Origin of the sequence: Pseudomonas sp. NBRC 100443, assembly GCF_030268185.1 — a bacterium.
GTDB lineage: Bacteria > Pseudomonadota > Gammaproteobacteria > Pseudomonadales > Pseudomonadaceae > Pseudomonas > Pseudomonas citronellolis.
In genome coordinates this window covers 469618-493925 of sequence record NZ_BSQE01000001.1, presented here as the reverse complement: position 1 = coordinate 493925, position 24308 = coordinate 469618, and the positions used below count along the sequence as shown (strand labels likewise).

Genomic DNA, 24308 nt, shown 5'->3' with positions numbered 1-24308 from the left:
AGCTGCGCCGCTATTTGCTGCGGCGCAAAGAAGGTTTTCGCCCAAGGGGTTTCCCTGTGGACAACGCAATCTCGTCCATTAGGAGAAGTACCCATGGCTGACCTGGAAAAAACGCCTTTCTCGCGCCGTAGCCTGCTCGCCGGAGCCGTCGCGCTCGGCGTCGCCGGCTCGGTCCTCGGCAGCGGTCTGGCCTTCGCCAAGGAGTCGGCGCCGCTGCAGACCGGGCCGGCGCCGGACCTGTCGAAGCTGGCCAGGAGCAAGGTCGAGCTGCTCGCCCCGCCCTTCGTCCATGCCCACGAACAGCGCACCAGCGCCAAGCCGCGGGTGGTGGAGTTCCGCATGGTCATCCAGGAGAAGGACCTGATCATCGACGACGACGAAACCCACGTCCACGCCATGACCTTCGACGGCTCGGTGCCCGGGCCGCTGATGGTGGTGCACCAGGACGACTACGTCGAACTCACCCTGGTCAACCCGGCCAGCAACAGCATGGCCCACAACATCGACTTCCACGCCGCCACCGGCGCCCTGGGCGGCGGCTCGCTGACCATCGTCAACCCCGGCGAGCAAGTCAAGCTGCGCTTCAAGGCCACCCGCCCCGGCGTGTTCGTCTACCACTGCGCGCCCGGCGGGATGATGATCCCCTGGCACGTGGTCTCGGGCATGAACGGCGCGATCATGGTGCTGCCGCGCGACGGCCTGAAGGACCGCGACGGCCGCCCGCTGAAGTACGACAAGGTGTTCTACATCGGCGAGCAGGACTTCTACGTGCCGCGCGACAAGGACGGCAAGTTCAAGCGCTACGCCACGCCCGCCGAGAGCTTCAACGACACCATGCAGACCATGAAGGGGCTGATCCCCAGCCACGTGGTGTTCAACGGCCGGGTCGGCGCCCTGACCGGCAAGAACGCGCTGACCGCCAAGGTCGGCGAGACCGTGCTGATCGTCCACTCCCAGGCCAACCGCGATACCCGCCCGCACCTGATCGGCGGCCACGGCGACCACGTCTGGGCCACCGGCAAGTTCGGCAACCCGCCGGAGGAAGGCCTGGAGACCTGGTTCATCCCCGGCGGCGCCGCCGGCGCTGCGCTGTACACCTTCCGCCAGCCGGGCCTGTACGCCTACCTCAACCACAACCTGATCGAGGGCGTGGCCCTGGGCGCCACCGCGCACTTCCAGGTCGAGGGGCAGTGGGATTCCGACCTGATGAGCCAGGTCGAACCGCCATCCCCCATCAAGTGACGCCACCGGCCGGCCCGCGAGGGCCGGCCCCGCCACGAGGGAACACCGATGCGCAAGGCGCTGATCATCGCCCTTCCGCTGCTGTTGCTGGCCGTCGCCCTGGGCGCCTGGCTGCCGCGCAGCGACCCGGGCCTGGCGCCGGAGACCGTCAGCCTGACGCCGCGGGAATACCGCTTCCGCCCCGCCGGCGACTACTGGCGCGACGCCCGCCCGGTGGACGCGCCGCTGCGCAGCGAACGCCTGGTTCCGCGCTTCGCGGTGATGAAATACCAGGTCAGCCGGGCCGAATACGCCCGCTGCGTGGACGCCGGCGCCTGCCTGGCGCTGGATGGCCAGGCCGCCACGTCCGGCGCCGACCTGCCGCTCACCGGCGCCAGCCTGCTGGATGCGCAGCTCTACGCCGAATGGCTGTCCAAGCGCACCGGCCAGCGCTGGCGCCTGCCCAGCGATGAGGAATGGGCGTTCTTCGCCGGCTCGCGCTGGGCCGACGACGCCCTGCGCATCGACGACGACGGCCGCAACCCGGCGCGCCGCTGGCTGGCGCGCTACCGCTTCGAGGCCGCAGCGGCCGGCGAAGGCCCGGCCCGGGCACAGCCGCGCGGCAGCCATGGCCTCAACGAACTGGGCGTGGCAGACCTTGCGGGCAACGTCTGGGAGTGGACGCAGAGCTGCCACACGCGGGTCAGCCTGGACGCCGATGGCGCGGAAAAGAGCCGCGTTGAGGCCTGCTCGATCCGCATCGCCGAGGGCCGCCACCGCGCCGCCATCAACGAATTCGTCCGCGACGCCCGCGGCGGCGGCTGCAGCGCCGGGCAACCGCCGGACAACCTGGGTTTCCGCCTGGTCAGAGAGCTGCCTTGACTTGATCCCACTCAAGTTTCGCCACCCCGCGAAACGGGTATGCTGCGGCGGGCCCCAGGGAATCCCGAGCGTGAGCGACAAGCCGACGATCAACCGCGCCTGGCTGGCGAACCTGCCACCCTTTGCCAACTGCACCCGCGAGGAACAGGACGACATACTCCGCCCGGCCAGCGTGCTGCCGCTGCACTGCGGCGCCACTGTGTTCGAGCAGGGCGAGCCGGCCGAGCACTTCTACCTGCTGGTGCACGGCCGCCTGAAGGCCACCCAGCTGACCTGCGACGGCCAGCGCGTGCTGGTGCGCCTGGTCAACCCCGGCGACCTGTTCGGCTTCGTCCGCGCCCTGGGCCGCGAGGACTACCCCGCCAGCGCGACCGCCACCCAGGAAAGTCTGGCGCTGGCCTGGCCCACCGCGCTGTGGGAACCGCTGCTGGCGCGCCACCCCGGCTTCGCCGTGAACACCGTGCAGGCCATCGGCGTGCGCCTGCAGGAAGCCCACGTGCGCTTCTGCGAACTGGCCACCGAGGAAGTCGAACGCCGCGTCGCCCACGCCGTGCTGCGCCTGGTGCGCAGCAGTGGCCGCGCGGAATCCGAGGGCGTGCGCATCGACTTCCCGGTCAGCCGCCAGGACATCGCCGAGATGACCGGCACCACCCTGCACACCGTCTCGCGCATCCTCTGCGCCTGGGAAGGCCGCGGCCTGGTGCGCAGCGGCCGGCAGAAGCTGCTGGTGCGCAACCCGCAGCAGCTGCTGCACATCGCCGAGGGCGACGACGAACGGGAAACCGCGCACTGCGACGCTTGACCGCAATCAAGGAGCCCGGAGCACCGCCCTTCCTAGACTGGCGCCTGCCTACCGCACCGACTCCCGAGGCCCGCCGCCATGCACGACAACCTGACCGAACGCACCCTCAGCGACCTGGCCTGCAGCCTGCCCGGCAGCACCAGCCTGTTGCGCGACTACAAGCTGGACTTCTGCTGCGCCGGCCAGCGCAGCCTGCGCGAAGCCGCCAGCGAACTGGGCCTGGACGCCGAGCGCATCGCCAGCGAACTGCGCGCCCTGCGCCCGGCCAGCGAAGAGCGCGACTGGCGCCAGGCGAGCAACGCCGAACTGATCGAGCACATCCTCGAGCGCTACCACCAGCGCCACCGCCAGCAGTTCCCCGCGCTGCTGCCGCTGGCCCAGCGCGTGGAGCGCACCCACGCCGCGCACCCGCACTGCCCCCACGGCCTGGTGGCGCTGCTGGAGCGGATGCAGGAAGAACTCGAATCGCACATGTGCAAGGAAGAGCACATCCTGTTCCCCTGGCTGAACCAGGGCGTGCCGCTGCTGCACGTGCAGGGGCCGATCGGGGTGATGCGCCACGAGCACGACGAACACGCCCAGTCCCTGGCCACGCTGGCCGAGCTGACCGACGACCTGACCGCCCCGGCCAACGCCTGCACCACCTGGCGCGCGCTCTACGCCGGGCTGGAGGAGCTGCGCCGCGACCTGATGCAGCATATCCACCTGGAAAACAACCTGCTGTTCGTCGGCGCCAACCGGCCGCAATGACCATTCATCGGCCGGAGGCCGGCGTGACAGCATGCCTCACCCCCCAACCCGCGCATGGCGAGCATACTGGGCGGATGTCCCCGGCCCAGGAAAGCTCCGCCATGCAGTCCCAGCGCGTCCACCAGCAGATCCTGCGTGGGCATCACCTGTTCGATGCCCTCGACGAGGCGCAGCTGGAACAGCTGCTCGCCACCTGCCAGCTGCTCAACCTCGACAAGGGCGACAAGCTGTTCCACCAGGGCGAGCCGGCGCATGCGTTCTTCTTCGTGATATCCGGCGCGGTGAAGATCTTCCGGCTGACCCCGGAGGGCCAGGAGAAGGTGCTGGAAGTGGTGGTCGGCCGGCAGACCTTCGCCGAGGCCATGATGTTCATGGACACCCCGGACTACGTCGCCTCGGCCCAGGCGCTGGAGCCGACGCAGGTCTACCGCTTCGCCAACCGCACCTACCTGGAGTTGCTGCACAGCAACCCGCAGCTGCCCTTCGCCCTGCTCGGCACCCTGTGCATCCGCCTGCACCGGCGGATCAACGAGATCGAGACGCTGTCGCTGAAGAACTCCACCCACCGGGTGGTGCGCTACCTGCTGACGCTGCTCAACCGCCACGGCGACGCCGACCTGCGCTTCGACCTGCCGATGGCCAAGCAACTGGTGGCCGGGCATTTGTCGATCCAGCCGGAAACCTTCTCCCGCGTGCTGCGCCGGCTGATCGACGAACGCATCATCGACCTGCAGGGCCGCACCGTGCAGGTCCTCGACCCGCTGCGCCTGGAGCAGTTCGAATAGGCATGCGCCAGTGCCTGTATTGCCAGCAGGCCAGTCCCGACGACCAGGCCGACTGCCCGCGCTGCGGCATGCCGCTGCCGGCCGAACAGGCCCTGGCCCGACAGAAGCGGCTGCGTCGGTTCAAGCTGTTCTGCGTCGTCCTTGCGGTGTTCTGCGTGGCCATGGCGGTCTGGTTGCCGCGCTAGGCGTCCCGAAACCGGCCTGCCGGCCGGATCGCGGATGAATCCGCTCCTACAGGCGGGCTCGAAGCCCCGTAGGATGGGTTGAGCGGAGCGATACCCATCGCCACGACCGCATGGGTTTCGCAAGCTCAACCCATCCTACGAAAAGCACTCCGGCGCAGCCGGCAAGACGCTTGCTCCTACGCTGTTTCCGGGTTCGCACTGCGCCGAGGTGCTTTTCGTAGGAGCGAGCTTGCTCGCGAACGGGGTTTCCGGCGACGCAGGTGTTGGGCTCAAGAGCACCCTCTCCCCAACCCTCTCCCGCAAGCGGGAGAGGGGGCTGTCCTGAGCGGCCGGTAAATCGGTCGCGAACGGGTCTCGCTGCGGGGGTTGGTTCGCGAGCAAGAACTGGGCGTCCCCCTCGCTCCTACAAAGGGCTGTCCACCGCCTCACTCGCCACGTCGTTCCCCTGTAGGAGCGCGCCCTGCGCGCGATTCGCGGGCAGGGCCCGCTCCTACAATGGCGCACGGCTTCACTCGCGGCGGCGGGTCAGCTGGCGGTACAGCTGCGGCAGGCGCAGCGGCAGCTGGGCCGGGTCGTGCAGCATCTGGTAGCCCTGGTGGCCGAACAGGTGCGGCAGGTAGTCCGCCGCCTCGCGGTCGATGGTCAGGCAGAACGGCAGCACCCCGGCGCGGCGGGCTTCCAGCACCGCCTGGCGGGTGTCCTCGATGCCGTAGCGGCCTTCGTAGCAATCCAGGTCGTTGGGCTTGCCGTCGGTGAGGATCAGCAGCAGGCGCTGGCGCTCGCCGCGTTCGAGCAGCAGTTGCGTGGCCCGGCGGATCGCCGCGCCCATGCGTGTGTAGTAGCCGGGGCGCAGGGCGCGGATGCGGCCGCGCACGGCGTCGCCGTGGCGTTCCTCGAAGCTCTTCAGCTGGGTCAGGCGCACGTGGTGCCGGCGCAGCGAGGAAAAGCCGTATAGCGCGAAACGGTCGCCCACCGCCTGCAATGCTTCGCCGAATAGCAGCAGGCTGTCGCCGATCAGGTCGATGACGCGGTGGCGGTCGTCCAGGTGCGCGTCGGTGGACATCGACAGGTCGGCCAGCAGCAGGCAGGCCAGGTCGCGGCGGGTTTGCCGGCGTTCGAGGAACAGGCCGGTCTCGGCGCAGGCGCCCAGGCGCCGTTCGACGCTGAAGTCCAGCCAGGCCTGCAGGTCCGGCTCGCTGCCCTGGGGCTGGCGGCGCAGCCACTGCGGTTGCTGGCGCAGGCCTTCGAATTGCCGGCGCAGGCGCCGGGCGATGGGCGCCAATGCATCCGGCAAGGGCGCCGGCGCGGCATCGCGCGGCAGCATCGGCTGCAGGCAGACGTGGTCGGGCAGCAGGCACTGGCGCCGGTAGTCCCACTCCGGCAGGCGGATGCCCTCGCCCAGCGGCAGGTCGTCGTATTCGGCCGCCGGCAGGTCCAGGTCCAGGCGCAGACCGCCGCCCTTGCGCTGGCGTTGCCGAGACAGGCTCAGGTGGTCGAGGTCCTCGGCCACCCGTGCGGCGTCCAGGTCCTCGCTGTCGTCGCCGGCGCGGTCCAGCTCGACGTGCTCGGACCAGCTGAACAGGTTCTCCAGACGGAACAGCAGCAGGCCGCCGCGCCCCGGGTCCTGTTCGGTGCGCTCGCCGTGCTTGCGGGCGATGCCGTTGCGGGCGTCGCCCGTCGGCCTGCCCTGCTCGTCGCCGTCGACCAGCTCGGTGCGCTGCGGCGCCGCCAGTTGCTGCGGTGGATACAGCCACAACGGCAACGGCCAGGGCGCGCGCTCGCTGCGCGGCAGGCGGAGGACGCTGCCCGGCTCGCGCAGGGCCTGGCGCAGCGCGCGCTCCAGCACCGCCTCGGCCGGCGGCAGTTGGGCCGGGTCCGGGCGCAGCGGCAGCAGCGCCTCCACCAGCCGTTCGTAGCGCGGGCGCAGCAGCGGGTAGCGCTGCAACACGGCGAGGGTCCAGGCCTGGTTGTCGCCGGCCCAGTGCCGCAGCGGCTGGCTGTGCGCCGCGAGCAGCGCCAGCCAGCGGTAGAGTTCACGATTCAGTTGCGCATCCGGGTACACCGCCAGGCTGGGCGGCAGGCGCAGGGAGTCGGCGTCGAACCAGGCCACCGGCAGTTGCTGGCAGGTGCCGGCCACCTGTTGCAACAGGCTGCGGCGCACCAGCAGTTCGCGCGGGCTGGCCGCCTCCACGCCGACGCCGGCCTCGCCGCCGGTGCCGCGGAACAGCAGCAGCAGGCTGCGGCGGACCTCGTCCAGGCTCACCGCCGCGTCCTCGAAGGTCGGGCTCGCGCGGCGGGTGATGAAGCGGTGCCAGGCGCGGCCGAAGCCTTCCTCCAGTTCCAGGTGAATGGTCATCGCGGCCTCGCGAAAAAAGGGCCCGCTGCCAGGCAGACGGGCCCCGGGGGAGGGAACTCAACCGGCCTGCTGCGCCACGCCCACCGCGATGCGGCCGCGCTGGCGGAAGCTCAGCAGGTAGCAGATCAGCCCGATGAGGAAGCCAAAGCCGGCGTACAGGCGCAACCAGAAGAACACCTTCAGTTGCTCCACCGTGGCCATGAACGGCATGGCCGCGCCGTCGGCCGGCATCCGCTGCAGCCACACCTGCACCACGCCGGCGGCGGTCAGCAGCAGGGTGATCAGCAGCATGGAGATGGTCATCAGCCAGAAGGCCCAGATCTCCAGGCTCTGCGCCCGGGCGTCGGCCGCCTCGCCGATCCCGCGCAGGCGCGGCATGGCGTAGCTGATCAGGGTGATCACGATCATCACGTAGGCGCCGTAGAACGCCAGGTGGCCGTGGGCCGCGGTCAGCTGGGTGCCGTGGGTGTAGTAGTTCACCGGGGCCAGGGTGTGCAGGAAGCCCCACACGCCGGCGCCGAGGAACGCGGTCACCGTGGTGCCCAGGGCCCAGAGCGAGGCGGCCTTGTTCGGGTGCTCGCGGCGACGGCGGCGCACCATGTTGAAGGCGAACAGCACCATGGCGAAGAACGGCAGCGGTTCAAGGGCCGAGAAGATCGAGCCGAGCCACAGCCACACGCCCGGCGCGCCGATCCAGAAGTAGTGGTGGCCGGTGCCGATGATGCCGGTGATCAGGGCCATGGCGATGATCACGTAGAGCCACTTCTCCACCACCTCGCGGTCGACGCCGGTGACCTTGATCAGCACGAAGGCCAGCATCGAGCCCATGATCAGCTCCCACACGCCTTCCACCCACAGGTGCACCACCCACCACCAGTAGTACTTGTCGCGGGCCAGGTTCTCCGGGTTGTAGAAGGAGAACAGGAAGAACACCGCCAGGCCCACCAGGCCGGTCATCATCACCACGCTGACCACCGTCTTGCGGCCCTTCAGCAAGGTCATGCCGATGTTGTAGAGGAAGCCCAGGGCGACCACGACTATGCCCAGCTTGGTGATGGTCGGCTGTTCGAGGAACTCCCGGCCCATGGTCGGCAGCAGCTCGTTGTGGGTCAGCCTGGCCAGCCCCGCGTAGGGCACCAGCAGGTAGCCGAGGATGGTCAGCACGCCGGCGATGGCGAACACCCAGAACAGCACGATCGCCAGTTTCGGGCTGTGCAGTTCGCGGTCGGCCTCCTCCGGCACCAGGTAGTAGGCCGCGCCCATGAAGCCGAACAGCAGCCAGACGATCAGCAGGTTGGTGTGCACCATGCGCGCGACGTTGAACGGGATGGCCGGGAACAGGAAGTCGCCGACCACGTACTGCATGCCCATGACCAGGCCGAAGACGATCTGCCCGACGAACAGCATCAGGGCGAACACGAAGTACGGCTTGGCCACCGCTTGCGAAGCGAATTTCAGATGGGGATTGCCCGGGTTCATGCTCAACCCTCCTTGTTCGGCGGCCATTTGTTGGTATCGATCTTCGAGGTCCAGCGCAGGAAGGCCGCCAGGTCCGTCACCTCCTGGTCGCTGAGGTGGAACTGCGGCATCTGCCGGCGTCCGGGGATGCCCAGCGGCTGCATCTTCATCCAGGCGGCGAGGAAGCTGTCGAAGGCGGCGTCACCGCCGCGGCGGCCGATCACGTTGCCCAGCTCCGGCGCGAAGTAGGCGCCCTCGCCGAGCAGCGAATGGCAGCCGACGCAGTTGTTCTGCTCCCACACCAGCTTGCCGCGCACCACCGACTCGGTCAGCTCGGCCTGGTTGGTGCGTTTGGGGAAGGTGGTTTCGGTGTGATAGGTCAGGGCGAGAAACACCAGGAAGAAGAAAACGCCTCCCCCCAGGTATATGTTCCTCGCCATGCCCTTGGTGAAGGTGTCTGACATGGGGTCCTCCTCGGTCTCGATTTGCGGCCATTCTAGGAAGGCCCCCGGGCCGATCCGCTTGATGGCGATCAAGAAAGACCAATGCTTCCTGTCAGGTATTTATTTTCAGGTAAATCAGTAGCTTGCGTGGACGGCCAGGAGGAGCACGGCGAGCGCCAGCGGCCAGCCGAGCAGCAGCCGGCGCCACAGCGCCGGGCCGTGGCCCAGCTCCATGAAGCGCAGCACGATGAGCCAGGCCTTGCCCAGCGCCAGCAGCAGGATGCTCGCCACCGGCAGCAGCGCGCTGGCGGCGTGGTTGCCGAGCCAGATGCCGGCCAGCGCCAGCGGCACCAGCAACGCCCAGGCCAGGGCCAGCGACCTCATGGCAGCGGCGCCAGCACGTAGACCAGCGGGAACAGCATCACCCACACCAGGTCGACCATGTGCCAGTACAGAGCCCCGGACTCCAGCCCGCCGAGGGCGCCCTGGGCATAGGCGCCGCGCAGGCAGCGCAGGGCCATCCAGCCGAGGATCACCAGGCCCAGCCAGACGTGCAGGAAGTGGAAGCCGGTGACCAGCCAGAACAACGTGAAGAAGGTGCTGTGCTCCAGGTCCAGCCCGCGCTGCGCCAGGTGCAGGTATTCGCCGGCCTTCAGCCAGACGTGCAACAGGCCCAGCGCCAGCGCCGCCAGCAGCAGGAAGCCGGCGCGGCGCTGGTAGCCGCGGCGCACCAGCTCCACCGCGGCGGCGGCGAGGAAGCCGGCGGTCAGCAGGCTCAGCGTCAGGGCCAGACCCAGGGACAGGTCCAGCGCCGCGCGGCCGTCGCGGAAGCCCTCGGCATCCAGGCGCTGGGCCACGGCGAAGACCAGGATGAGAATGGCGAAGACGCTCAGCTCGGCGAGGATGAACAGCCACATCGCCAGGTCGCCCGGCAGGCGCCGGGTGCCGGCCAGGGCCTTAGGCGAAGTGGACATCGACCAGGTCCATCAGCGCGGCGACGGTGCCCTCGTCGTCGGACAGCGGCTCGGCCAGCCCGGCGCGGCAGGCCTCGCGCGGCGCCAGCCCGGCATGGATCAGCCGCGCGGTGAGCACCAGCAGGCGCGTCGAGCAGACTTCCTCCAGCTCCTGCCGCCCCAGGCGGCGCAGGGCCACGCCCAGCTGCGCCAGGCGCTGGGCCAGCTCGCGGTCGACGTTGGCCTCGCGGGCGATGATGCCCGCCTCCACCTCCGCCGCCGGGTAGTCGAAGCGCAGCGCCACGAAGCGCTGGCGGGTGCTCGGCTTCATGCCCTTGAGCAGGTTCTGGTAGCCGGGGTTGTAGGACACCACCAGCATGAAGCCGGGCGGCGCCACCAGCGATTCTCCGGTGCGCTCGATGAACAGCTCGCGGCGGTCGTCCGCCAGCGGGTGCAGCACCACCACCGTGTCCTGGCGCGCCTCGACCACCTCGTCGAGGTAGCAGATGCCGCCCTCGCGCACCGCGCGGGTCAGCGGGCCGTCCTGCCACCAGGTGCCGTCGCTGCCGATCAGGTGGCGGCCGACCAGGTCCGCCGCCGACAGGTCGTCGTGGCAGGCCACGGTGTACAGCGGCCGGCCCAGGCGCTGCGCCATGTGCTGGACGAAGCGCGTCTTGCCGCAGCCGGTGGGGCCCTTGATCAGCACCGGCATGCCTTGCGCCGCGGCTTCGCCGAACAGCGTCACCTCGTTGCCGCTGGGCTGATAGAAGAGCGGAAGTTCCTGGGCGGGGGCGTTCATGAGCGGGGGTTCTCCATCGGGTTCCACGGCTTGGCACGCTAGCCAGCGCGACGATCCGCCTCAAGCGCCGCGCCGGAAGTTCTTGATCCCCATCAAGCGTTTGCGCCACTGGCCCCTCCTAGAATCGCAGCCACCGCCGGGGGGACGCCGGCACCTGGATCCGGCGCTGCGGCGCCAAGCCTGCGAGGAAAGAGAACCATGAACAAAGCAATGGCCGTACTGCTGGCCGCCGGGTTGCTGGCACAGGCGCCAGCCTTCGCCAGCAGCGCCGAGGACCTGTTCAAGGCCAAGGCCTGCGTGGCCTGCCACACGCTGGACAAGAAACTGGTGGGCCCGGCCTTCCATGACGTAGCGAAGAAGTACGGCGACCAGTCCGACGGCGTGGCCCACGTGATGCACAGCATCCGCAAGGGCAGCCAGGGCGTCTGGGGCGCGATGCCGATGCCGCCCAACGCCGTCAGCGAGGATGAGGCCAAGACCCTTGCCGAGTGGATAGTCACGCTCAAGTAGTAGTTGTTGCGCAGGGGAGGAAACCCGATGGCCGCCGACCAGGATGCCCACTGTAGTACGGAGCCCGACGCCGGCCGCAAAGGCGCCGTCCGGTGCCTCCATCTGCTGCTGGGCTGGCTGTTGCTACTGGTCGGCCTGGCCGCCCAAGGCGCCGAACTCAGCGACCTGGAGCGCACGCGCATCACCCAGGTGTTCCCCGGCGTAGAACGCATCGGCGATGCCGAGGGCGAGTTCGGCGTGCGCCGCCTGTTCAAGGGCGACGAGCTGCTCGGCTACGCCTTCCAGAGCATCCGCGTCACCCAGATGCCGGCCTATTCCGGCAAGCCGATCAACCTGCAGGTGATCCTCGATCCCCATGCGGTGATCCGCGACGCCTATGTGCTGGAACACCATGAGCCGATCCTGCTGATCGGCATTCCCGTCGAGAAACTGCACGCCTTCACCGCCGGCTATGCCGGCGTGCGGGCCGACCAGCGCGTGGTGGTGGGGCGCTCCAGCGACGCCCGGACGACCACCATCGATGCCGTCGCCGGCGCCACTGTCACAGTCATGGTGGTCAACGAGATCGTCATGCGCGCCGCCCATACCGTGGCGGTGTCCCTGGGGCTGATCGAGGACGGCGGCAGCGTGCGGCCCAAGCCCGCGCAGGTGCGCCTGGACGCCTTCCAGCCGGCGACCTGGGCCGAGCTGACCGGCAACGGCGCGATCCACCGCCTGCAACTGAACCGCGGGCAGATCGACGACGCCTTCAAGGGCACCGAGGCCGCCAGCGTCGGCGCAGCCGATGCAGCGCACCGTGCGGACGATTTCATCGACCTCTACACCGCCCTGCTCAACCCGCCAACCGTCGGCCGCAACCTGCTGGGCGAGCGCCAGTACCAGGAGTTGATGGACTCGCTGAAGCCCGGCGAATACGCCATCGCCGTGCTGGGCAACGGCCAGTATTCGTTCAAGGGCTCGGGCTACGTGCGCGGCGGCATCTTCGACCGGGTGCAGCTGCGCCAGTTCGGCGACATCCTCAGCTTCCGCGACCTCGACTACCAGCGCCTGTCCGACGTCTACGCCGAGGGCATGCCGGCCTTCGCCGAGATGGCCATCTTCATCGTCCGCGCCCAGCACCGCTTCGACCCCGGCACGCCGTGGAACCTGGAGCTGCTGGTGCGCCGCCAGACCGGCCCGGTGGCCAGCCTGTTCACCAGCTTCGCCCTGCCCTACCAGACGCCCGAGGCCTACCTGCTGCGGCCGCAGCCCAGCGCCGAGGAACTGGCGGCCCTGGAAGAGGCCAAGCGCCCCCTGTGGCTGCGCATCTGGTACCAGAAGAGCTTCCAGATCGGCGTGCTGCTCGGCGCCCTGGCGCTGCTCGCCACCATCCTCTTCCTGCAGGACGCCCTGACCCGCCGGCCGCACCTGCTGCACTGGGTGCGCCGCGGCTACCTGGCCTTCACCCTGGTGTTCATCGGCTGGTACTGCCTGGGCCAGCTGTCGGTGGTCAACGTGCTGACCTTCGTCCACGCGCTGTTCGAAGGCTTCCGCTGGGAACTGTTCCTCAGCGACCCCATCCTGTTCATCCTCTGGACCTTCACCGCCGCCAGCGTGCTGCTCTGGGGACGCGGCGTGTTCTGCGGCTGGCTGTGCCCGTTCGGCGCCCTGCAGGAGCTGCTCAACGAGGCCGCGCGCAAGCTGCGGGTGCCGCAGTTCGAGTTGCCCTTCGCGGTCCACGAGCGGCTCTGGGCGATCAAGTACATCATCCTGCTGGCGCTGTTCGGCCTCTCCCTCGAATCGCTCGCCACCGCCGAGCGCGCCGCCGAGGTGGAGCCGTTCAAGACCGCCATCACCCTGGGCTTCGCCCGCCAGTGGGGCTTCGTCGCCTACGCCGGCGGCCTGCTGCTGGTCAACCTGTTCACCCGCAAGGTCTATTGCCGCTACCTCTGCCCGCTCGGCGCGGCCCTGGCCATCCCCGGCAAGGCGCGCCTGTTCGACTGGCTCAAGCGGCGCAAGGAATGCGGCCAGCCCTGCCAACTGTGCGCCCGCGAGTGCGAGATCCAGGCCATTCACCCGGACGGCCGGATCAACGCCAACGAGTGCCACTACTGCCTCGACTGCCAGCTCACCTACCACGACCAGAACAAGTGCCCACCGCTGGTGAACAAGCGCAAGAAACGTAGCAAGCCGGAACCGGCGGACGACGGCGAGCGGATTGCCGTGCGCCAACTCTGAAGCGCCAATTCTGAATAGCAACTTGGGAGGAACGGACATGAACGAGAAGAAACACCCGCAGCCCGAAGACGCCAGCGGCTTCAGCCGCCGCGACTTCCTCGGCGCCTCGGCGGTCACCGGCGCCGCGGCGCTGGTCGGCGCCAGCGCCCTGGGCGGCGCGGTGATCCCGCGCGAGGCCTGGGCCGATACGGTCAAGGCGGCGCAGGCCAAGGCCCACGTCGGCCCCGGCGAGCTGGACGAGTACTACGGTTTCTGGAGCGGCGGCCACTCCGGCGAGGTTCGGGTGATCGGCGTCCCGTCGATGCGCGAGCTGATGCGCATCCCGGTGTTCAACGTCGACTCGGCCACCGGCTGGGGCCTGACCAACGAGAGCAAGCACATCCTCGGCGACAGCGCGCGCTTCCACAACGGCGACTGCCACCACCCGCACATCTCCATGACCGACGGCAAGTACGACGGCAAGTACCTGTTCATCAACGACAAGGCCAACAGCCGCGTCGCGCGTATCCGCCTGGACATCATGAAGTGCGACAGGATCGTCACCATCCCCAACGTCCAGGCCATCCACGGCCTGCGCCTGCAGAAGGTGCCGCACACCAAGTACGTGTTCTGCAACGCCGAGTTCATCATTCCCCACCCCAACGACGGCTCCAGCTTCGACCCCGGCGCGGACAACGCCTTCACCATGTACAACGCCATCGACGCCGAGACCATGGAGGTGGCCTGGCAGGTGATAGTCGACGGCAACCTCGACAACACCGACATGGACTACACCGGCCGCTTCGCCGCCTCCACCTGCTACAACTCGGAGAAGGCGGTGGACCTGGCCGGCATGATGCGCAACGAGCGCGACTGGGTGGTGGTGTTCGACATCCCGCGCATCGAGGCCGAGATCAAGGCCAAGCGCTTCGTCACCCTGGGCGACTCCAAGGTCCCGGTGGTCGACGGCCGCAGGAAAGACGGCAAGGACAGCGTGGTAACGCGCTACATCCCGGTGCCGAAGAACCCCCACGGCCTGAACACCTCGCCGGACGGCAAGTACTTCATCGCCAACGGCAAGCTGTCGCCGACCTGCAGCATGATCGCCATCGACAAACTGCCGGACCTCTTCGCCGGCAAGCTCAAGGACCCACGCGAGGTCGTAGTCGCCGAGCCGGAACTGGGCCTGGGCCCGCTGCACACCACCTTCGACGGCCGCGGCAACGCCTACACCACGCTGTTCATCGACAGCCAGCTGGTGAAGTGGAACCTGGAGGACGCGGTGCGCGCCTACAAGGGCGAGAAGGTCGACTACATCCGCCAGAAGCTCGACGTGCACTACCAGCCGGGGCACAACCACGCCTCGCTCTGCGAGACCCGCGAGGCCGACGGCAAGTGGGTGGTGGTGCTGAGCAAGTTCTCCAAGGACCGCTTCCTGCTCACCGGCCCGCTGCACCCGGAGAACGACCAGCTGATCGACATCTCCGGCGACGAGATGCAACTGGTCCACGACGGCCCCACCTTCGCCGAGCCGCACGACTGCATCCTCGCCCGCCGCGACCAGATCAAGCCGCGCAAGATCTGGTCGCGCGACGACCCCTTCTTCGCCCCGACCGTGGCCCGGGCGAAGAAGGACGGCATCGACCTGCTCAAGGACAACAAGGTCATCCGCGACGGCAAGCAGGTGCGCGTGTACATGACTTCCATGGCGCCCACCTACGGGATCACCGAGTTCACCGTGAAGCAGGGCGACGAGGTCACGGTGACCATCACCAACCTCGACGAGATCGAGGACGTGACCCACGGCTTCGTCATGGTCAACCACGGCGTGAGCATGGAGATCAGCCCGCAGCAGACCTCGTCCATCACCTTCGTCGCCGACAGGCCCGGGGTGCACTGGTACTACTGCAGCTGGTTCTGCCATGCCCTGCACATGGAAATGGTCGGCCGCATGCTGGTGGAAAAGGCCTGATACGGGCCGCTGGCGCTGCCGGGCTCGGGGGCCCGGCAGCCGCCACCTGCAAACGCCCCCGGAGGATGCTTCCGCGTGCCCACTTCCCGCGCCTGCCTCGCCCTGCTGCTGACGCTGGCCAGCCCCGCGCTGGCCGCGCTGCAGCCGATCGACGAGCTGCCCCTGCGCGCGGCCGGCGACGGGCTGTGGACGCTGGCGGCCGGCACCTACGCCGGCCGCTTCCTCATCGACCGGCCAATGCGCCTGCGCTGTGAAGACGGCGCCACTTTCGACGGCCAGGGCGAGGGCAGCACCCTCACCGTGCGCAGCGCCGACGTCAGCGTCGAAGGCTGCCGGGTGCGCAACTGGGGTCGCAACCTGACCGACATGGACTCGGCGATCTTCGTCGAGAAGCGCGCCCGCGGCGTGGTCCTGCGCAACAACCGGCTGCAGGGCCCGGGCTTCGGCATCTGGCTCGACGCCAGCGAAGACGCCCAGGTGCTGGACAACCGCATCGAGGGCGATGCGCGGCTGCGCTCCCAGGACCGCGGCAACGGCATCCACCTCTACGCGGTGCGCAACGCCCTGGTGCGCGGCAACCGGGTGCGCCACACCCGCGACGGCATCTACATCGACACCGCCAACGGCAGCGCCATCGAGCACAACCGCCTGGAAGACCTGCGCTACGGCGTGCACTACATGTTCACCAACGACAGCCGGGTGATCGGCAACCTGACCCGCCGCACCCGCACCGGCTACGCGCTGATGCAGAGCCGCAAGCTCAGCGTGATCGGCAACCGCTCGGTGGACGACGAGAACTACGGCATCCTGATGAACTACATCACCTACTCGACCCTCGCCGGCAACCGCGTCGAGGGCGTGCGCAGCGGCAGCGGCGTGACCGGCGAAGGCATGATCGCCGGCGCCGAGGGCAAGGCCCTGTTCATCTACAACTCGCTGTACAACCGCATCGAGGGCAACCGCCTGGCCGGCAGCGCCCTGGGCATCCACCTGACCGCGGGCTCGGAGGACAACCGCATCGCCGGCAACGCCTTCGTCGGCAACCGCCGGCAGGTGCTCTACGTGGCCAACCGCACCCAGCAATGGTCGGCCGACGGCCGCGGCAACTACTGGAGCGACTACCTGGGCTGGGACCGCGACGACGACGGCCTGGGCGACGTCTTCTACGAGCCCAACGACAACGTCGACCGCCTGCTGTGGCTGTACCCGCAGGTGCGCCTGCTGCTCGCCAGCCCATCCATCGAACTGCTGCGCTGGGTGCAGCGCGCCTTCCCGGTGACACGCTCGCCGGGGGTGCGCGACAGCCACCCGCTGATGCGCGAACCGCAAGCGGAGGCGAGCCCATGAAGCTGCTGCAAATAGAAGGCGCGAGCCTGCGCTACGGCGCCTTCACCGCCCTGCACGGGCTCGACCTGGACCTGGCCGCCGGCGAAGTGCTCGGCCTGCTCGGCCACAACGGCGCCGGCAAGACCACCAGCATCAAGCTGATGCTCGGCCTGCTGCGCCCCGACGAAGGCCAGGTGCGGGTATTCGGGCGCGCCGCCGAAGACCCCGCGGTGCGCCGCCAGCTCGGTTTCCTCCCGGAGAACGTCACCTTCTACCCGCAGCTGACCGGCCGCGAAACCCTGCGCCACTTCGCCCGCCTGAAGGGCGCAGCGCCCGCCGAAGTGGACGCGCTGCTGGAACAGGTGGGCCTGGCCCAGGCCGCCGACCGGCGCCTGAAGACCTACTCCAAGGGCATGCGCCAGCGCCTCGGCCTGGCCCAGGCGATCCTCGGCCGGCCGCGCCTGCTGCTGCTCGACGAACCCAGCGTGGGCCTCGACCCGCTGGCCACCGTCGAGCTCTACCGCCTGCTCGACCGCCTGCGCAACCAGGGCACCGGGGTCATCCTCTGCTCCCACGTGCTGCCCGGCGTCGAATCCCACATCGACCGCGCCGCCATCCTCGCCAACGGCCGCCTGCTGACCTGCGGCAGCCTGGCCGAACTGCGCCGCGAAGCCGGCCTGCCGACGCGCATCCGCCTCGCCGGGCCGCGCAGCGAACGCTGGCTGGCCCACTGGCGCGACAGCGGCTACAGCGTGCGCGCCCTGGACGGCGGGCGCATCGAACTGCTGGCAGCCGCAGAACGGCAGCGCCGCCTGCTGCAGGCGCTGCTGGAAGAACAGCCCGAGGGCCTGGAGGTGCTGCCGCCCTCGCTGGAGGACCTCTACCTGCACCACATGCAGGGCGCCGCGCGCGCCTGCGGAGAAACAGCATGACGCCGGTCTGGCACATCGCCCGCAAGGAACTGGCCGACGGCCTGCGCAACCGCTGGCTGCTGGCGATCAGCCTGCTGTTCGCCCTGCTCGCCGTGGGCATCGCCTGGTTCGGCGCGGCCACCGCCGGGCAGGTGGGCTTCACCTCGATCCCGGCGACCATGGCCAGCCTCGCAAGCCTGGCCACCATCCTCATGCCGCTGATCGCCCTGCTGCTGGCCTACGACGCCATCGTCGGCGAGGAGGAAGGCGGCACCCTGCTGCTCCTGCTGGCCTACCCGCTGAGCCGCGGCCAGCTGCTGCTGGGCAAGTTCCTCGGCCATGGGCTGATCCTCGCCCTGGCCACCCTGCTCGGTTTCGCCGCCGCCGCGCTGTCCATCGCCGTGCTGGTGGCGGACATCCAGCTGTCGCAGCTGCTGTGGGCCTTCGCCCGCTTCATCCTGTCCTCCACCCTGCTCGGCTGGGCGTTCCTGGCCATGGCCTACGCGCTGAGCAGCCGCGTGAGCGAGAAGTCCACCGCCGCCGGCCTGGCGCTGGGCCTGTGGTTCTTCTTCGTGCTGCTCTTCGACCTGGCCCTGCTGGCCCTGCTGGTGCTCGGCAAGGGCCGCATCAGCCCCGAACTGCTGCCCTGGCTGCTGCTGCTCAACCCCACCGACATCTACCGCCTGATCAACCTCTCCGGCCTCGGCCCGGAGATCGACGGCGTACTGGTCCTGGGCCGCGACCTGCCGGTGCCCGGCGCCGTGCTCTGGCTGGCCCTGGCGGCCTGGACGCCGGCGGCGCTGGCCCTGGCCTACCGCCTGTTCCGGCGCCGCCCGGCCTGAACCCCCACTCCAAGGAGCCCCCGATGCCGCTGCCCCGCCTCTATCTCGCCGCCGCCCTGTTCAGCCTGCTGCTCGCCGGTTGCGGCGACAGCCGCCAGGACGCCGCCGACCTCGCCCCGGTGCCCTTCCACAACGGCGACGAATGCCACGTCTGCGGCATGCTCATCGACGGCTTCCCCGGGCCCAAGGGCGAAGCCGTGAGCGCCGGCAAGGTGCGCAAGTTCTGCTCCACCGCCGAGCTGCTCGGCTGGTGGCTGCAGCCGGAGAACCGCCACGACGGCCAGCGCCTGTACGTGCACGACATGGCCCGCAGCGACTGGAACCACCCGGACGACCGCCACCTGATCGACGCCACCAGCGCCTACTACGTGGTGGGCATCCAGCGCCCCGGGGCGATGGGCGCCACCCTCGCCTCCTTCGGCAACCAGGCCGACGCCGAGCGCCTGGCCAAGGCCGAAGGCGACCGCGTGCTGCGCTTCAGCGAGATCGACCAGGCCGTGCTGCAGGGCGTGAGCGGCGACCACGCGCACCGCTGAGCGGCCTAGCCCGGCCGCTGGCCGTGGGCCTCCAGGAAGGCGGTGAAGGCCGCCGGCGCCAGCGGCGGACTGATCAGGTAGCCCTGGATCTCGTCGCAGCGGTGCTGGCGCAGGAAGTCCAGCTGCTCCTGGCGCTCCACGCCCTCGGCCACCACCTTCAGCTCCAGGCTGTGGACCATGGCGATGATGGCGCGGGTGATGGCGGCGTCCTCGCCCTGGGCGGACAGGTCGCGGATGAAGGTCTGGTCGATCTTCACGTAGTCCACCGGGAAGCGCTTGAGGTAGCTGAGCGAGGAATAGCCGGTGCCGAAGTCATCGATGGCCAGCTTCACGCCCATCTCGCGCAGCTGGCGGAAGGTGGTGCTGACGCTCTCGACGTTCTCCAGCAGCTGGCTCTCGGTGATCTCCAGCTCCAGCAGCCGCGGCTCCAGGCCGGTTTCGTCGAGCACGGTGCGCACCAGGCTGACCAGGTTGCCCTGGCGCAGCTGGTGCACCGAGAGGTTCACCGACACCCGCAGCTCGGCCAGGCCGCGGGCCTGCCAGGTGCGCCCCTGGTGGCAGGCGCGGCGCAGCACGAACTCGCCGATGGCGCCGATCAGCCCGGTTTCCTCGGCCAGGGGGATGAAGTCGCCGGGCGGGATCATGCCCTGCACCGGGTGGCGCCAGCGCACCAGGGCCTCGGCGCTGTCCAGGCGGCCGTTGGCCAGGTTCAGCTTGGGCTGGTAGTGCACCTCCAGCTGACCATCCTCGACGGCCTTGCGTAGCTGCACTTCCAGCTGCAGGCGCTCCAGGGTGCAGGCCTGGAGGTTGTCGGTGAAGAACTGGAAGGTGTTGCCGCCCAGGTGCTTGGCATGCTGCATGGCCATGTTCGCCTGGCTCATCAGCGCGGAAATCTCCCGCGCGTTCTCCGGCAGCAGGCTGATGCCCAGGGAGGCGCTGAGCATCAGCTCCTCGCCGGCGACGCTCATCGGCATGCGCAGGCGCGTCAGCAGGCGGCTGGACAGGCGCGCCAGGGCCGAGAGGCTGGAATAGGAGTCCACCAGCACGGCGAACTCGTCGGCCGACAGCCGGGCGATGGTGTCCGCCTCCGGCACCGCCTGGGTCAGGCGCCGGGCGATCTGCCGCAGCAACTGGTCGCCGACCTCGTGGCCGAGGCTGTCGTTGAGCAGCTTGAAGCGGTCCAGGTCGATCAGCAGCAGGGCCAGGCTGCGCCCGCTGTGCCGCGCGCGCTGGCCGGCGTCGTGCAGGCGCTGCTTGAACAGGCCGCGGTTGGCCAGGCCGGTGAGCTCGTCGTAGTGCGACAGGTAGCGCAGGCGCTCCTCGGCGTCGCGGCGCGCGGTGAGGTCGGCGAAGAAGCCCACCACGTGGGACAGCTGGCCGCGGTTGTCGCGCACCATGTTCAGCTGCAGCCATTGCGGGTAGGGCTCGCCGTTCTTGCGCGTCTCCAGCAGCTCGCCCTGCCAGCTGCCGGCGCGCTCCAGTTCCTCGCGGATCAGCAGGTACTGGCGGCGCGTCTCGGGGTTGCCGGAAAGGCTGGTGGCGACCTGGCCGATCACCTCTTCCGGGCGGTGCCCGGTGACGCGGCTGAAGGCCTGGTTGACCGCCAGCAGGCGGTAGTCGGCATCAAGGATGACGATGCCCTCGCTGGCCGCCTCGAACACCGTGGCGGCCAGGCGCTGTTCCTCCTCGCGGCGCTTGCGCGCGCTGACGTCGCAGCGGGTGCCGACCATCCGCGTGACCTTGCCGCGGGCATCGCGGGCCATCACCCGGCCGCGGTCCTCCACCCACACCCAGTGGCCGTCGGCGTGGCGCACGCGGTATTCGACGCGGTAGCCGTCGGTGCGCCCGCGCAGGTGGTCGGCCAGGGCCCGGCGCAGCAGCGGCACGTCGTCCGGGTGCAGCAGCGGGCGCAGGTCGGCGCGCATGCTGCGCACCGCGTCCTGGTCGAGGCCGAAGATTTCCCGCAGGCGCGAGTGGTGCACCTCGTCGGTGCGCAGGTTCCAGTCCCACAGCCCCAGCTCGCTGGCCTCCAGGGCCATGGCCAGGCGCGCCTGGCTGTCGCTCAGCTCGACGCTGCCGGCCTCGACGCGCACCTGCAACTGGTCGCGCGCCTCGCGCAGGGCGCGTTCGGCGCTGCGGCGCTGCTCGACCTCGCGGCCCAGGTCCTGGTTGAGGGCTTCCGCGCGGCCCTTGGCCTGCTCCAGGTGGTCTACCAGCGCAAGGGTCTGGAAGCGCCGCAGCAGGCTGCCCTGGACCAGCCGGTTGACCTGCCAGGCCACCACCAGCAGGGCCGACAGCAGGATCGAACCGAGCAGCCCCCAGCCCTGCTGCAGGTCGCTACCCTTGAGCAGCAGGTAGCCGATGGACGGCAGCAGGCAGGGCAAGGCGAAGGTCAGGAAGGCCGGCAGGCTCACCGCGTAGGCGACGCTGGCGGAAAGAATGGCCGCAGCGATCAGGCCGAACACCAGGGCCTGCTGCAGGAAGGCGTCGGGCGGCACCAGGGCGATGGCGGCGAAGGCCAGTGTCAGCCCCGAGGCGCCAGCGCCGAAGAGGAACGCCCGCTGCCAGTGCGCCTCGGCCTGGCGCTGCGGCTCGGCGTTGTGGAAGGCAGCGACCTGGATCAGCCGCATCACCGCCAGCAGCACCAGCCACACCAGCCAGCCGGACAGCAGCAGGCCGTCCTGGCTGTGCCAGAGCAGGCCGGCGCAGGCCAGGCCGTTGAGCAGCATGAGCAGGGTCGGCACCCGCGAGCCCTGGTAGAGCAGGCGGGTGCGCTCGATGGCCAGTTCGTGGGCGTATTGCTGGCGGATCTCGGCCTGGCTGAAAGGCGCGGCCGAGGTATCCAGGTATGCGGTCATAGGCGGCTTTTTCTTGTAGTGGTCGGCCTTGGCGTGGCCCGAGCATAACCGAGGCGGCAGGGTCGCCCAAGCTCGGGAAAGCGGCAATATGCCAGCAAATCGCTGAACTTTCGTCGGGCAGGTGCCGGACGGCGCTTTGGTTTGCCGGGCTTTCCCCGCCGTCGGTAGAATGCCGCCCCATGAACGACGACCTCTCCCTCCTGCTCAACTCCCTCAACGACCCGCAGCGCCAGGCCGTGGCCGCGCCGCTGGGCCACCAGCGCGTGCTCGCCGGCGCCGGCTCGGGCAAGACCCGCGTGCTGGTGCACCGCATCGCCTGGCTGATCCAGGTGGAGCACGCCTCGCCCCACAGCATCCTGGCGGTGACCTTCACCAACAAGGCGGCGGCGGAGATGCGCGCGCGCATCGAGCAGTTGCTGGGGATCAACCCGGCGGGCATGTGGGTCGGCACCTTCCACGGCCTGGCCCACCGCCTGCTGCGCGCCCACTGGCGCGAGGCCGGGCTGCCCGAGGGCTTCCAGATCCTCGACAGCGACGACCAGCTGCGCCTGGTCAAGCGCGTGGTGCGCGAGCTGGGCCTGGACGAGCAGCGCTGGCCGCCGCGCCAGGCGCAGTGGTTCATCAACGCGCAGAAGGACGAGGGCAACCGCCCGCAGAACATCCAGGCCAGCGGCGACCTCTACCTGGCCACCATGGTCAGCGTCTACCAGGCCTACGAAGAGGCCTGCGCCCGCGCCGGGGTGGTCGACTTCGCCGAGCTGCTGCTGCGCTCGCTGGACCTGTGGCGCAACGACCCCGGCCTGCTGGCGCACTACCAGCGGCGCTTCCGGCACATCCTGGTGGACGAGTTCCAGGACACCAACGCCGTGCAGTACGCCTGGCTGCGCCTGCTGGCCAAGGGCGGCGAGAGCCTGATGGTGGTGGGCGACGACGACCAGTCGATTTACGGCTGGCGCGGCGCCAAGATCGAGAACATCCAGCAGTTCGCCGACGACTTCGCCGGCACCGAGGACATCCGCCTGGAGCAGAACTACCGCTCCACCGCCACCATCCTCAAGGCCGCCAACGCCCTGATCGCCAACAACCACGGGCGCCTGGGCAAGGAACTCTGGACCGACGGAGTGGATGGCGAGCCCATCACCCTCTACGCCGGCTTCAACGAGCACGACGAGGCCCGCTACATCGTCGAGACCATCGAGGACGCCCTGCGCAAGGACGGCCTCAAGCGCAGCGAAATCGCCATCCTCTACCGCTCCAACGCGCAGTCGCGGGTGCTGGAAGAGGCGCTGCTGCGGGAGAAGATCCCCTACCGCATCTACGGCGGCCAGCGCTTCTTCGAGCGCGCCGAGATCAAGAACGCCCTGGCCTACCTGCGGCTGATCCGCCTGCGCGACGACGACGCCGCGCTGGAACGGGTGGTCAACATCCCGCCGCGGGGCATCGGCGAGAAGACCGTCGAAGCCATCCGCAACGCCGCGCGGCTGAACGGCACCTCCATGTGGCGCGCGATCAACGACGTGATCGCCGCCAAAGCCGTGACCGGCCGCGCCGCCAGCGCGCTCAACGGCTTCCTCGAGACCGTCGACCTGCTGGCCCAGCAGGTCGAGGGCATGCCGCTGCACCAGATGACCCAGACGGTCATCGAGCAGTCCGGGCTGATCAGCTACCACAAGGAAGAAAAGGGCGAGAAGGGCCAGGCCCGGGTGGAGAACCTGGAAGAACTGGTCAGCGCCGCCCGCGCCTTCGAGAACCCCGAGGACGAGGACATCCCGCCGCTGGTGGCCTTCCTCGACCACACCGCGCTGGAGGCCGGCGACACCCAGGCCGACGCCTTCGAGGACAGCGTGCAGCTGATGACCCTGCACAGCGCCAAGGGCCTGGAGTTCCCCCTGGTGTTCCTGGCCGGCATGGAAGAAGGCCTGTTCCCGCACAAGATGAGCCTGGAGGAACCCGGCCGCCTGGAAGAGGAACGCCGCCTGGCCTACGTCGGCATCACCCGCGCCATGCAGCGCCTGGTGCTGACCTACGCCGAGACGCGCCGCCTGTACGGCAGCGAGACCTACAACAAGGTCTCGCGCTTCGTCCGCGAAATCCCGCCGGGCCTGATCCAGGAAGTGCGCCTGTCCAACTCGGTGAGCCGGCCGCTGTCCGGCAACCAGCGCAGCGGCAGCCTGTTCAGCGGCGCCGGCGTGCCGGAAACCCCCTTCGCCCTCGGCCAGTCGGTACGTCACCCGCTGTTCGGCGACGGGGTGATCCTCAACTTCGAAGGCTCCGGCGCCCAGGCCCGGGTGCAGGTGAACTTCGACAGCGAAGGCAGCAAGTGGCTGATGCTCGGCTACGCCAAGCTGGAGGCGGTGTAGAGCCACCTCCCCCAACGCCAGGCATCACCTGTAGGAGCGGACTCCGTCCGCGATTTCGCGCGCAGGGCGCGCTCCTACAGGGGAGTGGCGCGGGTGGCGCAGCGTAGCGGATCTCATCCGCGAATCGCGCCGAGACATCCGGCTATCGCGGACAAGGTCCGCT

The 24308-nt window shown here is 69.5% G+C and carries 21 protein-coding genes; 14 read left to right on the top strand and 7 right to left on the bottom strand.

Going from position 1 to position 24308, the window contains the following annotated elements:
- Positions 1-93: 93 nt before the first annotated feature.
- From nirK to QSJ95_RS02145, 6 genes are all read left to right on the top strand, one after another.
- Positions 94-1242, top strand: coding sequence for a copper-containing nitrite reductase (nirK, locus tag QSJ95_RS02170; RefSeq protein ID WP_009614910.1), 1149 nt, complete (start codon positions 94-96; stop codon positions 1240-1242).
- Between the two features lie 48 nt (positions 1243-1290).
- Positions 1291-2103, top strand: a complete 813-nt coding sequence (locus QSJ95_RS02165) for an SUMF1/EgtB/PvdO family nonheme iron enzyme (protein WP_285639607.1) — start codon at positions 1291-1293, stop codon at positions 2101-2103.
- Positions 2104-2173: 70 nt separating this feature from the next.
- On the top strand, positions 2174-2905 hold the full coding sequence (locus QSJ95_RS02160; RefSeq protein WP_281685917.1) for a Crp/Fnr family transcriptional regulator: 732 nt from the start codon (positions 2174-2176) through the stop codon (positions 2903-2905).
- 78 nt (positions 2906-2983) lie between these two features.
- Entirely contained in the window at positions 2984-3655 is a 672-nt protein-coding gene (gene ytfE, locus QSJ95_RS02155; RefSeq protein WP_064581622.1) for an iron-sulfur cluster repair protein YtfE, read from the top strand.
- Between the two features lie 101 nt (positions 3656-3756).
- The gene (locus QSJ95_RS02150; RefSeq protein ID WP_009614901.1) at positions 3757-4440 is read left to right on the top strand and encodes a Crp/Fnr family transcriptional regulator; all 684 of its coding nucleotides are present in this window, start codon (positions 3757-3759) and stop codon (positions 4438-4440) included.
- A gap of 2 nt (positions 4441-4442) precedes the next feature.
- Positions 4443-4625 (top strand): hypothetical protein, encoded by a 183-nt coding sequence (locus QSJ95_RS02145; RefSeq protein WP_061560368.1) that lies wholly within the window; start codon positions 4443-4445, stop codon positions 4623-4625.
- 508 nt (positions 4626-5133) lie between these two features.
- On the opposite strand, the gene QSJ95_RS02140 is transcribed toward QSJ95_RS02145, so the two are convergent.
- The 6 genes from QSJ95_RS02140 to QSJ95_RS02115 all read right to left on the bottom strand — a co-directional run bounded on the left by QSJ95_RS02140 (position 5134) and on the right by QSJ95_RS02115 (position 10634).
- Positions 5134-6981 (bottom strand): nitric oxide reductase activation protein NorD, encoded by a 1848-nt coding sequence (locus QSJ95_RS02140; protein WP_285639603.1) that lies wholly within the window; start codon positions 6979-6981, stop codon positions 5134-5136.
- Positions 6982-7038: 57 nt separating this feature from the next.
- Entirely contained in the window at positions 7039-8460 is a 1422-nt protein-coding gene (locus QSJ95_RS02135) for a cbb3-type cytochrome c oxidase subunit I (protein WP_009614895.1), read from the bottom strand.
- A 2-nt stretch (positions 8461-8462) separates the two neighbouring features.
- Positions 8463-8903, bottom strand: coding sequence for a c-type cytochrome (locus QSJ95_RS02130; protein ID WP_043270323.1), 441 nt, complete (start codon positions 8901-8903; stop codon positions 8463-8465).
- A 114-nt stretch (positions 8904-9017) separates the two neighbouring features.
- Positions 9018-9266 carry a cytochrome C oxidase subunit IV family protein gene (locus QSJ95_RS02125; RefSeq protein WP_009614890.1) on the bottom strand — a complete coding sequence of 83 codons (249 nt, stop codon included), beginning with the start codon at positions 9264-9266 and terminating at the stop codon, positions 9018-9020.
- Positions 9263-9856, bottom strand: a complete 594-nt coding sequence (locus QSJ95_RS02120) for a cytochrome c oxidase subunit 3 (protein WP_285639593.1) — start codon at positions 9854-9856, stop codon at positions 9263-9265. The genes QSJ95_RS02125 and QSJ95_RS02120 overlap by 4 nt, the downstream gene beginning before the upstream one ends.
- Positions 9840-10634: a CbbQ/NirQ/NorQ/GpvN family protein gene (locus tag QSJ95_RS02115; protein ID WP_009614887.1), complete on the bottom strand. Its 795-nt coding sequence runs from the start codon at positions 10632-10634 to the stop codon at positions 9840-9842. Before QSJ95_RS02115 ends, QSJ95_RS02120 begins: the two co-directional genes overlap by 17 nt.
- Before the next feature lie 198 nt (positions 10635-10832).
- On the opposite strand from QSJ95_RS02115, the gene QSJ95_RS02110 reads away from it, so the two are divergent.
- The 7 genes from QSJ95_RS02110 to QSJ95_RS02080 all read left to right on the top strand — a co-directional run bounded on the left by QSJ95_RS02110 (position 10833) and on the right by QSJ95_RS02080 (position 18927).
- Complete coding sequence (locus QSJ95_RS02110; RefSeq protein ID WP_009614885.1) at positions 10833-11144, top strand: c-type cytochrome; 312 nt, start codon at positions 10833-10835, stop codon at positions 11142-11144.
- Positions 11145-11261: 117 nt separating this feature from the next.
- Positions 11262-13361 carry a transcriptional regulator NosR gene (gene nosR, locus QSJ95_RS02105; protein ID WP_285639671.1) on the top strand — a complete coding sequence of 700 codons (2100 nt, stop codon included), beginning with the start codon at positions 11262-11264 and terminating at the stop codon, positions 13359-13361.
- Between the two features lie 37 nt (positions 13362-13398).
- Positions 13399-15312 (top strand): TAT-dependent nitrous-oxide reductase, encoded by a 1914-nt coding sequence (gene nosZ, locus QSJ95_RS02100; protein WP_009614880.1) that lies wholly within the window; start codon positions 13399-13401, stop codon positions 15310-15312.
- A gap of 75 nt (positions 15313-15387) precedes the next feature.
- The gene (locus QSJ95_RS02095) at positions 15388-16659 is read left to right on the top strand and encodes a nitrous oxide reductase family maturation protein NosD (RefSeq protein ID WP_502945254.1); all 1272 of its coding nucleotides are present in this window, start codon (positions 15388-15390) and stop codon (positions 16657-16659) included.
- Entirely contained in the window at positions 16656-17570 is a 915-nt protein-coding gene (locus QSJ95_RS02090; RefSeq protein WP_285639588.1) for an ABC transporter ATP-binding protein, read from the top strand. The genes QSJ95_RS02095 and QSJ95_RS02090 overlap by 4 nt, the downstream gene beginning before the upstream one ends.
- Positions 17567-18391 carry an ABC transporter permease gene (locus QSJ95_RS02085; protein ID WP_009614874.1) on the top strand — a complete coding sequence of 275 codons (825 nt, stop codon included), beginning with the start codon at positions 17567-17569 and terminating at the stop codon, positions 18389-18391. The genes QSJ95_RS02090 and QSJ95_RS02085 overlap by 4 nt, the downstream gene beginning before the upstream one ends.
- A gap of 23 nt (positions 18392-18414) precedes the next feature.
- Positions 18415-18927: a nitrous oxide reductase accessory protein NosL gene (locus QSJ95_RS02080; RefSeq protein ID WP_285639585.1), complete on the top strand. Its 513-nt coding sequence runs from the start codon at positions 18415-18417 to the stop codon at positions 18925-18927.
- Between the two features lie 5 nt (positions 18928-18932).
- On the opposite strand, the gene QSJ95_RS02075 is transcribed toward QSJ95_RS02080, so the two are convergent.
- A complete protein-coding gene (locus QSJ95_RS02075) occupies positions 18933-21785 on the bottom strand; it encodes an EAL domain-containing protein (RefSeq protein ID WP_285639583.1) in 2853 nt (950 codons plus the stop codon).
- 179 nt (positions 21786-21964) lie between these two features.
- On the opposite strand from QSJ95_RS02075, the gene uvrD reads away from it, so the two are divergent.
- The gene (gene uvrD / locus QSJ95_RS02070) at positions 21965-24145 is read left to right on the top strand and encodes a DNA helicase II (protein WP_043269815.1); all 2181 of its coding nucleotides are present in this window, start codon (positions 21965-21967) and stop codon (positions 24143-24145) included.
- Positions 24146-24308: the final 163 nt, after the last annotated feature.

What these genes read in the sequence shown, in the direction of transcription:
- QSJ95_RS02140 (WP_285639603.1), bottom strand. Translation starts at nt 6,981, where the DNA reads ATGACCATTCACCTGGAACTGGAGGAAGGCTTCGGCCGCGCCTGGCAC.
- QSJ95_RS02110 (WP_009614885.1), top strand. Translation starts at nt 10,833, where the DNA reads ATGAACAAAGCAATGGCCGTACTGCTGGCCGCCGGGTTGCTGGCACAG.
- ytfE (WP_064581622.1), top strand. Translation starts at nt 2,984, where the DNA reads ATGCACGACAACCTGACCGAACGCACCCTCAGCGACCTGGCCTGCAGC.
- QSJ95_RS02075 (WP_285639583.1), bottom strand. Translation starts at nt 21,785, where the DNA reads ATGACCGCATACCTGGATACCTCGGCCGCGCCTTTCAGCCAGGCCGAG.
- nirK (WP_009614910.1), top strand. Translation starts at nt 94, where the DNA reads ATGGCTGACCTGGAAAAAACGCCTTTCTCGCGCCGTAGCCTGCTCGCC.
- QSJ95_RS02150 (WP_009614901.1), top strand. Translation starts at nt 3,757, where the DNA reads ATGCAGTCCCAGCGCGTCCACCAGCAGATCCTGCGTGGGCATCACCTG.
- QSJ95_RS02165 (WP_285639607.1), top strand. Translation starts at nt 1,291, where the DNA reads ATGCGCAAGGCGCTGATCATCGCCCTTCCGCTGCTGTTGCTGGCCGTC.
- QSJ95_RS02135 (WP_009614895.1), bottom strand. Translation starts at nt 8,460, where the DNA reads ATGAACCCGGGCAATCCCCATCTGAAATTCGCTTCGCAAGCGGTGGCC.
- uvrD (WP_043269815.1), top strand. Translation starts at nt 21,965, where the DNA reads ATGAACGACGACCTCTCCCTCCTGCTCAACTCCCTCAACGACCCGCAG.
- QSJ95_RS02115 (WP_009614887.1), bottom strand. Translation starts at nt 10,634, where the DNA reads ATGAACGCCCCCGCCCAGGAACTTCCGCTCTTCTATCAGCCCAGCGGC.
- QSJ95_RS02120 (WP_285639593.1), bottom strand. Translation starts at nt 9,856, where the DNA reads ATGTCCACTTCGCCTAAGGCCCTGGCCGGCACCCGGCGCCTGCCGGGC.
- QSJ95_RS02080 (WP_285639585.1), top strand. Translation starts at nt 18,415, where the DNA reads ATGCCGCTGCCCCGCCTCTATCTCGCCGCCGCCCTGTTCAGCCTGCTG.
- QSJ95_RS02130 (WP_043270323.1), bottom strand. Translation starts at nt 8,903, where the DNA reads ATGTCAGACACCTTCACCAAGGGCATGGCGAGGAACATATACCTGGGG.
- nosZ (WP_009614880.1), top strand. Translation starts at nt 13,399, where the DNA reads ATGAACGAGAAGAAACACCCGCAGCCCGAAGACGCCAGCGGCTTCAGC.
- QSJ95_RS02125 (WP_009614890.1), bottom strand. Translation starts at nt 9,266, where the DNA reads ATGAGGTCGCTGGCCCTGGCCTGGGCGTTGCTGGTGCCGCTGGCGCTG.
- QSJ95_RS02085 (WP_009614874.1), top strand. Translation starts at nt 17,567, where the DNA reads ATGACGCCGGTCTGGCACATCGCCCGCAAGGAACTGGCCGACGGCCTG.
- QSJ95_RS02090 (WP_285639588.1), top strand. Translation starts at nt 16,656, where the DNA reads ATGAAGCTGCTGCAAATAGAAGGCGCGAGCCTGCGCTACGGCGCCTTC.
- QSJ95_RS02145 (WP_061560368.1), top strand. Translation starts at nt 4,443, where the DNA reads ATGCGCCAGTGCCTGTATTGCCAGCAGGCCAGTCCCGACGACCAGGCC.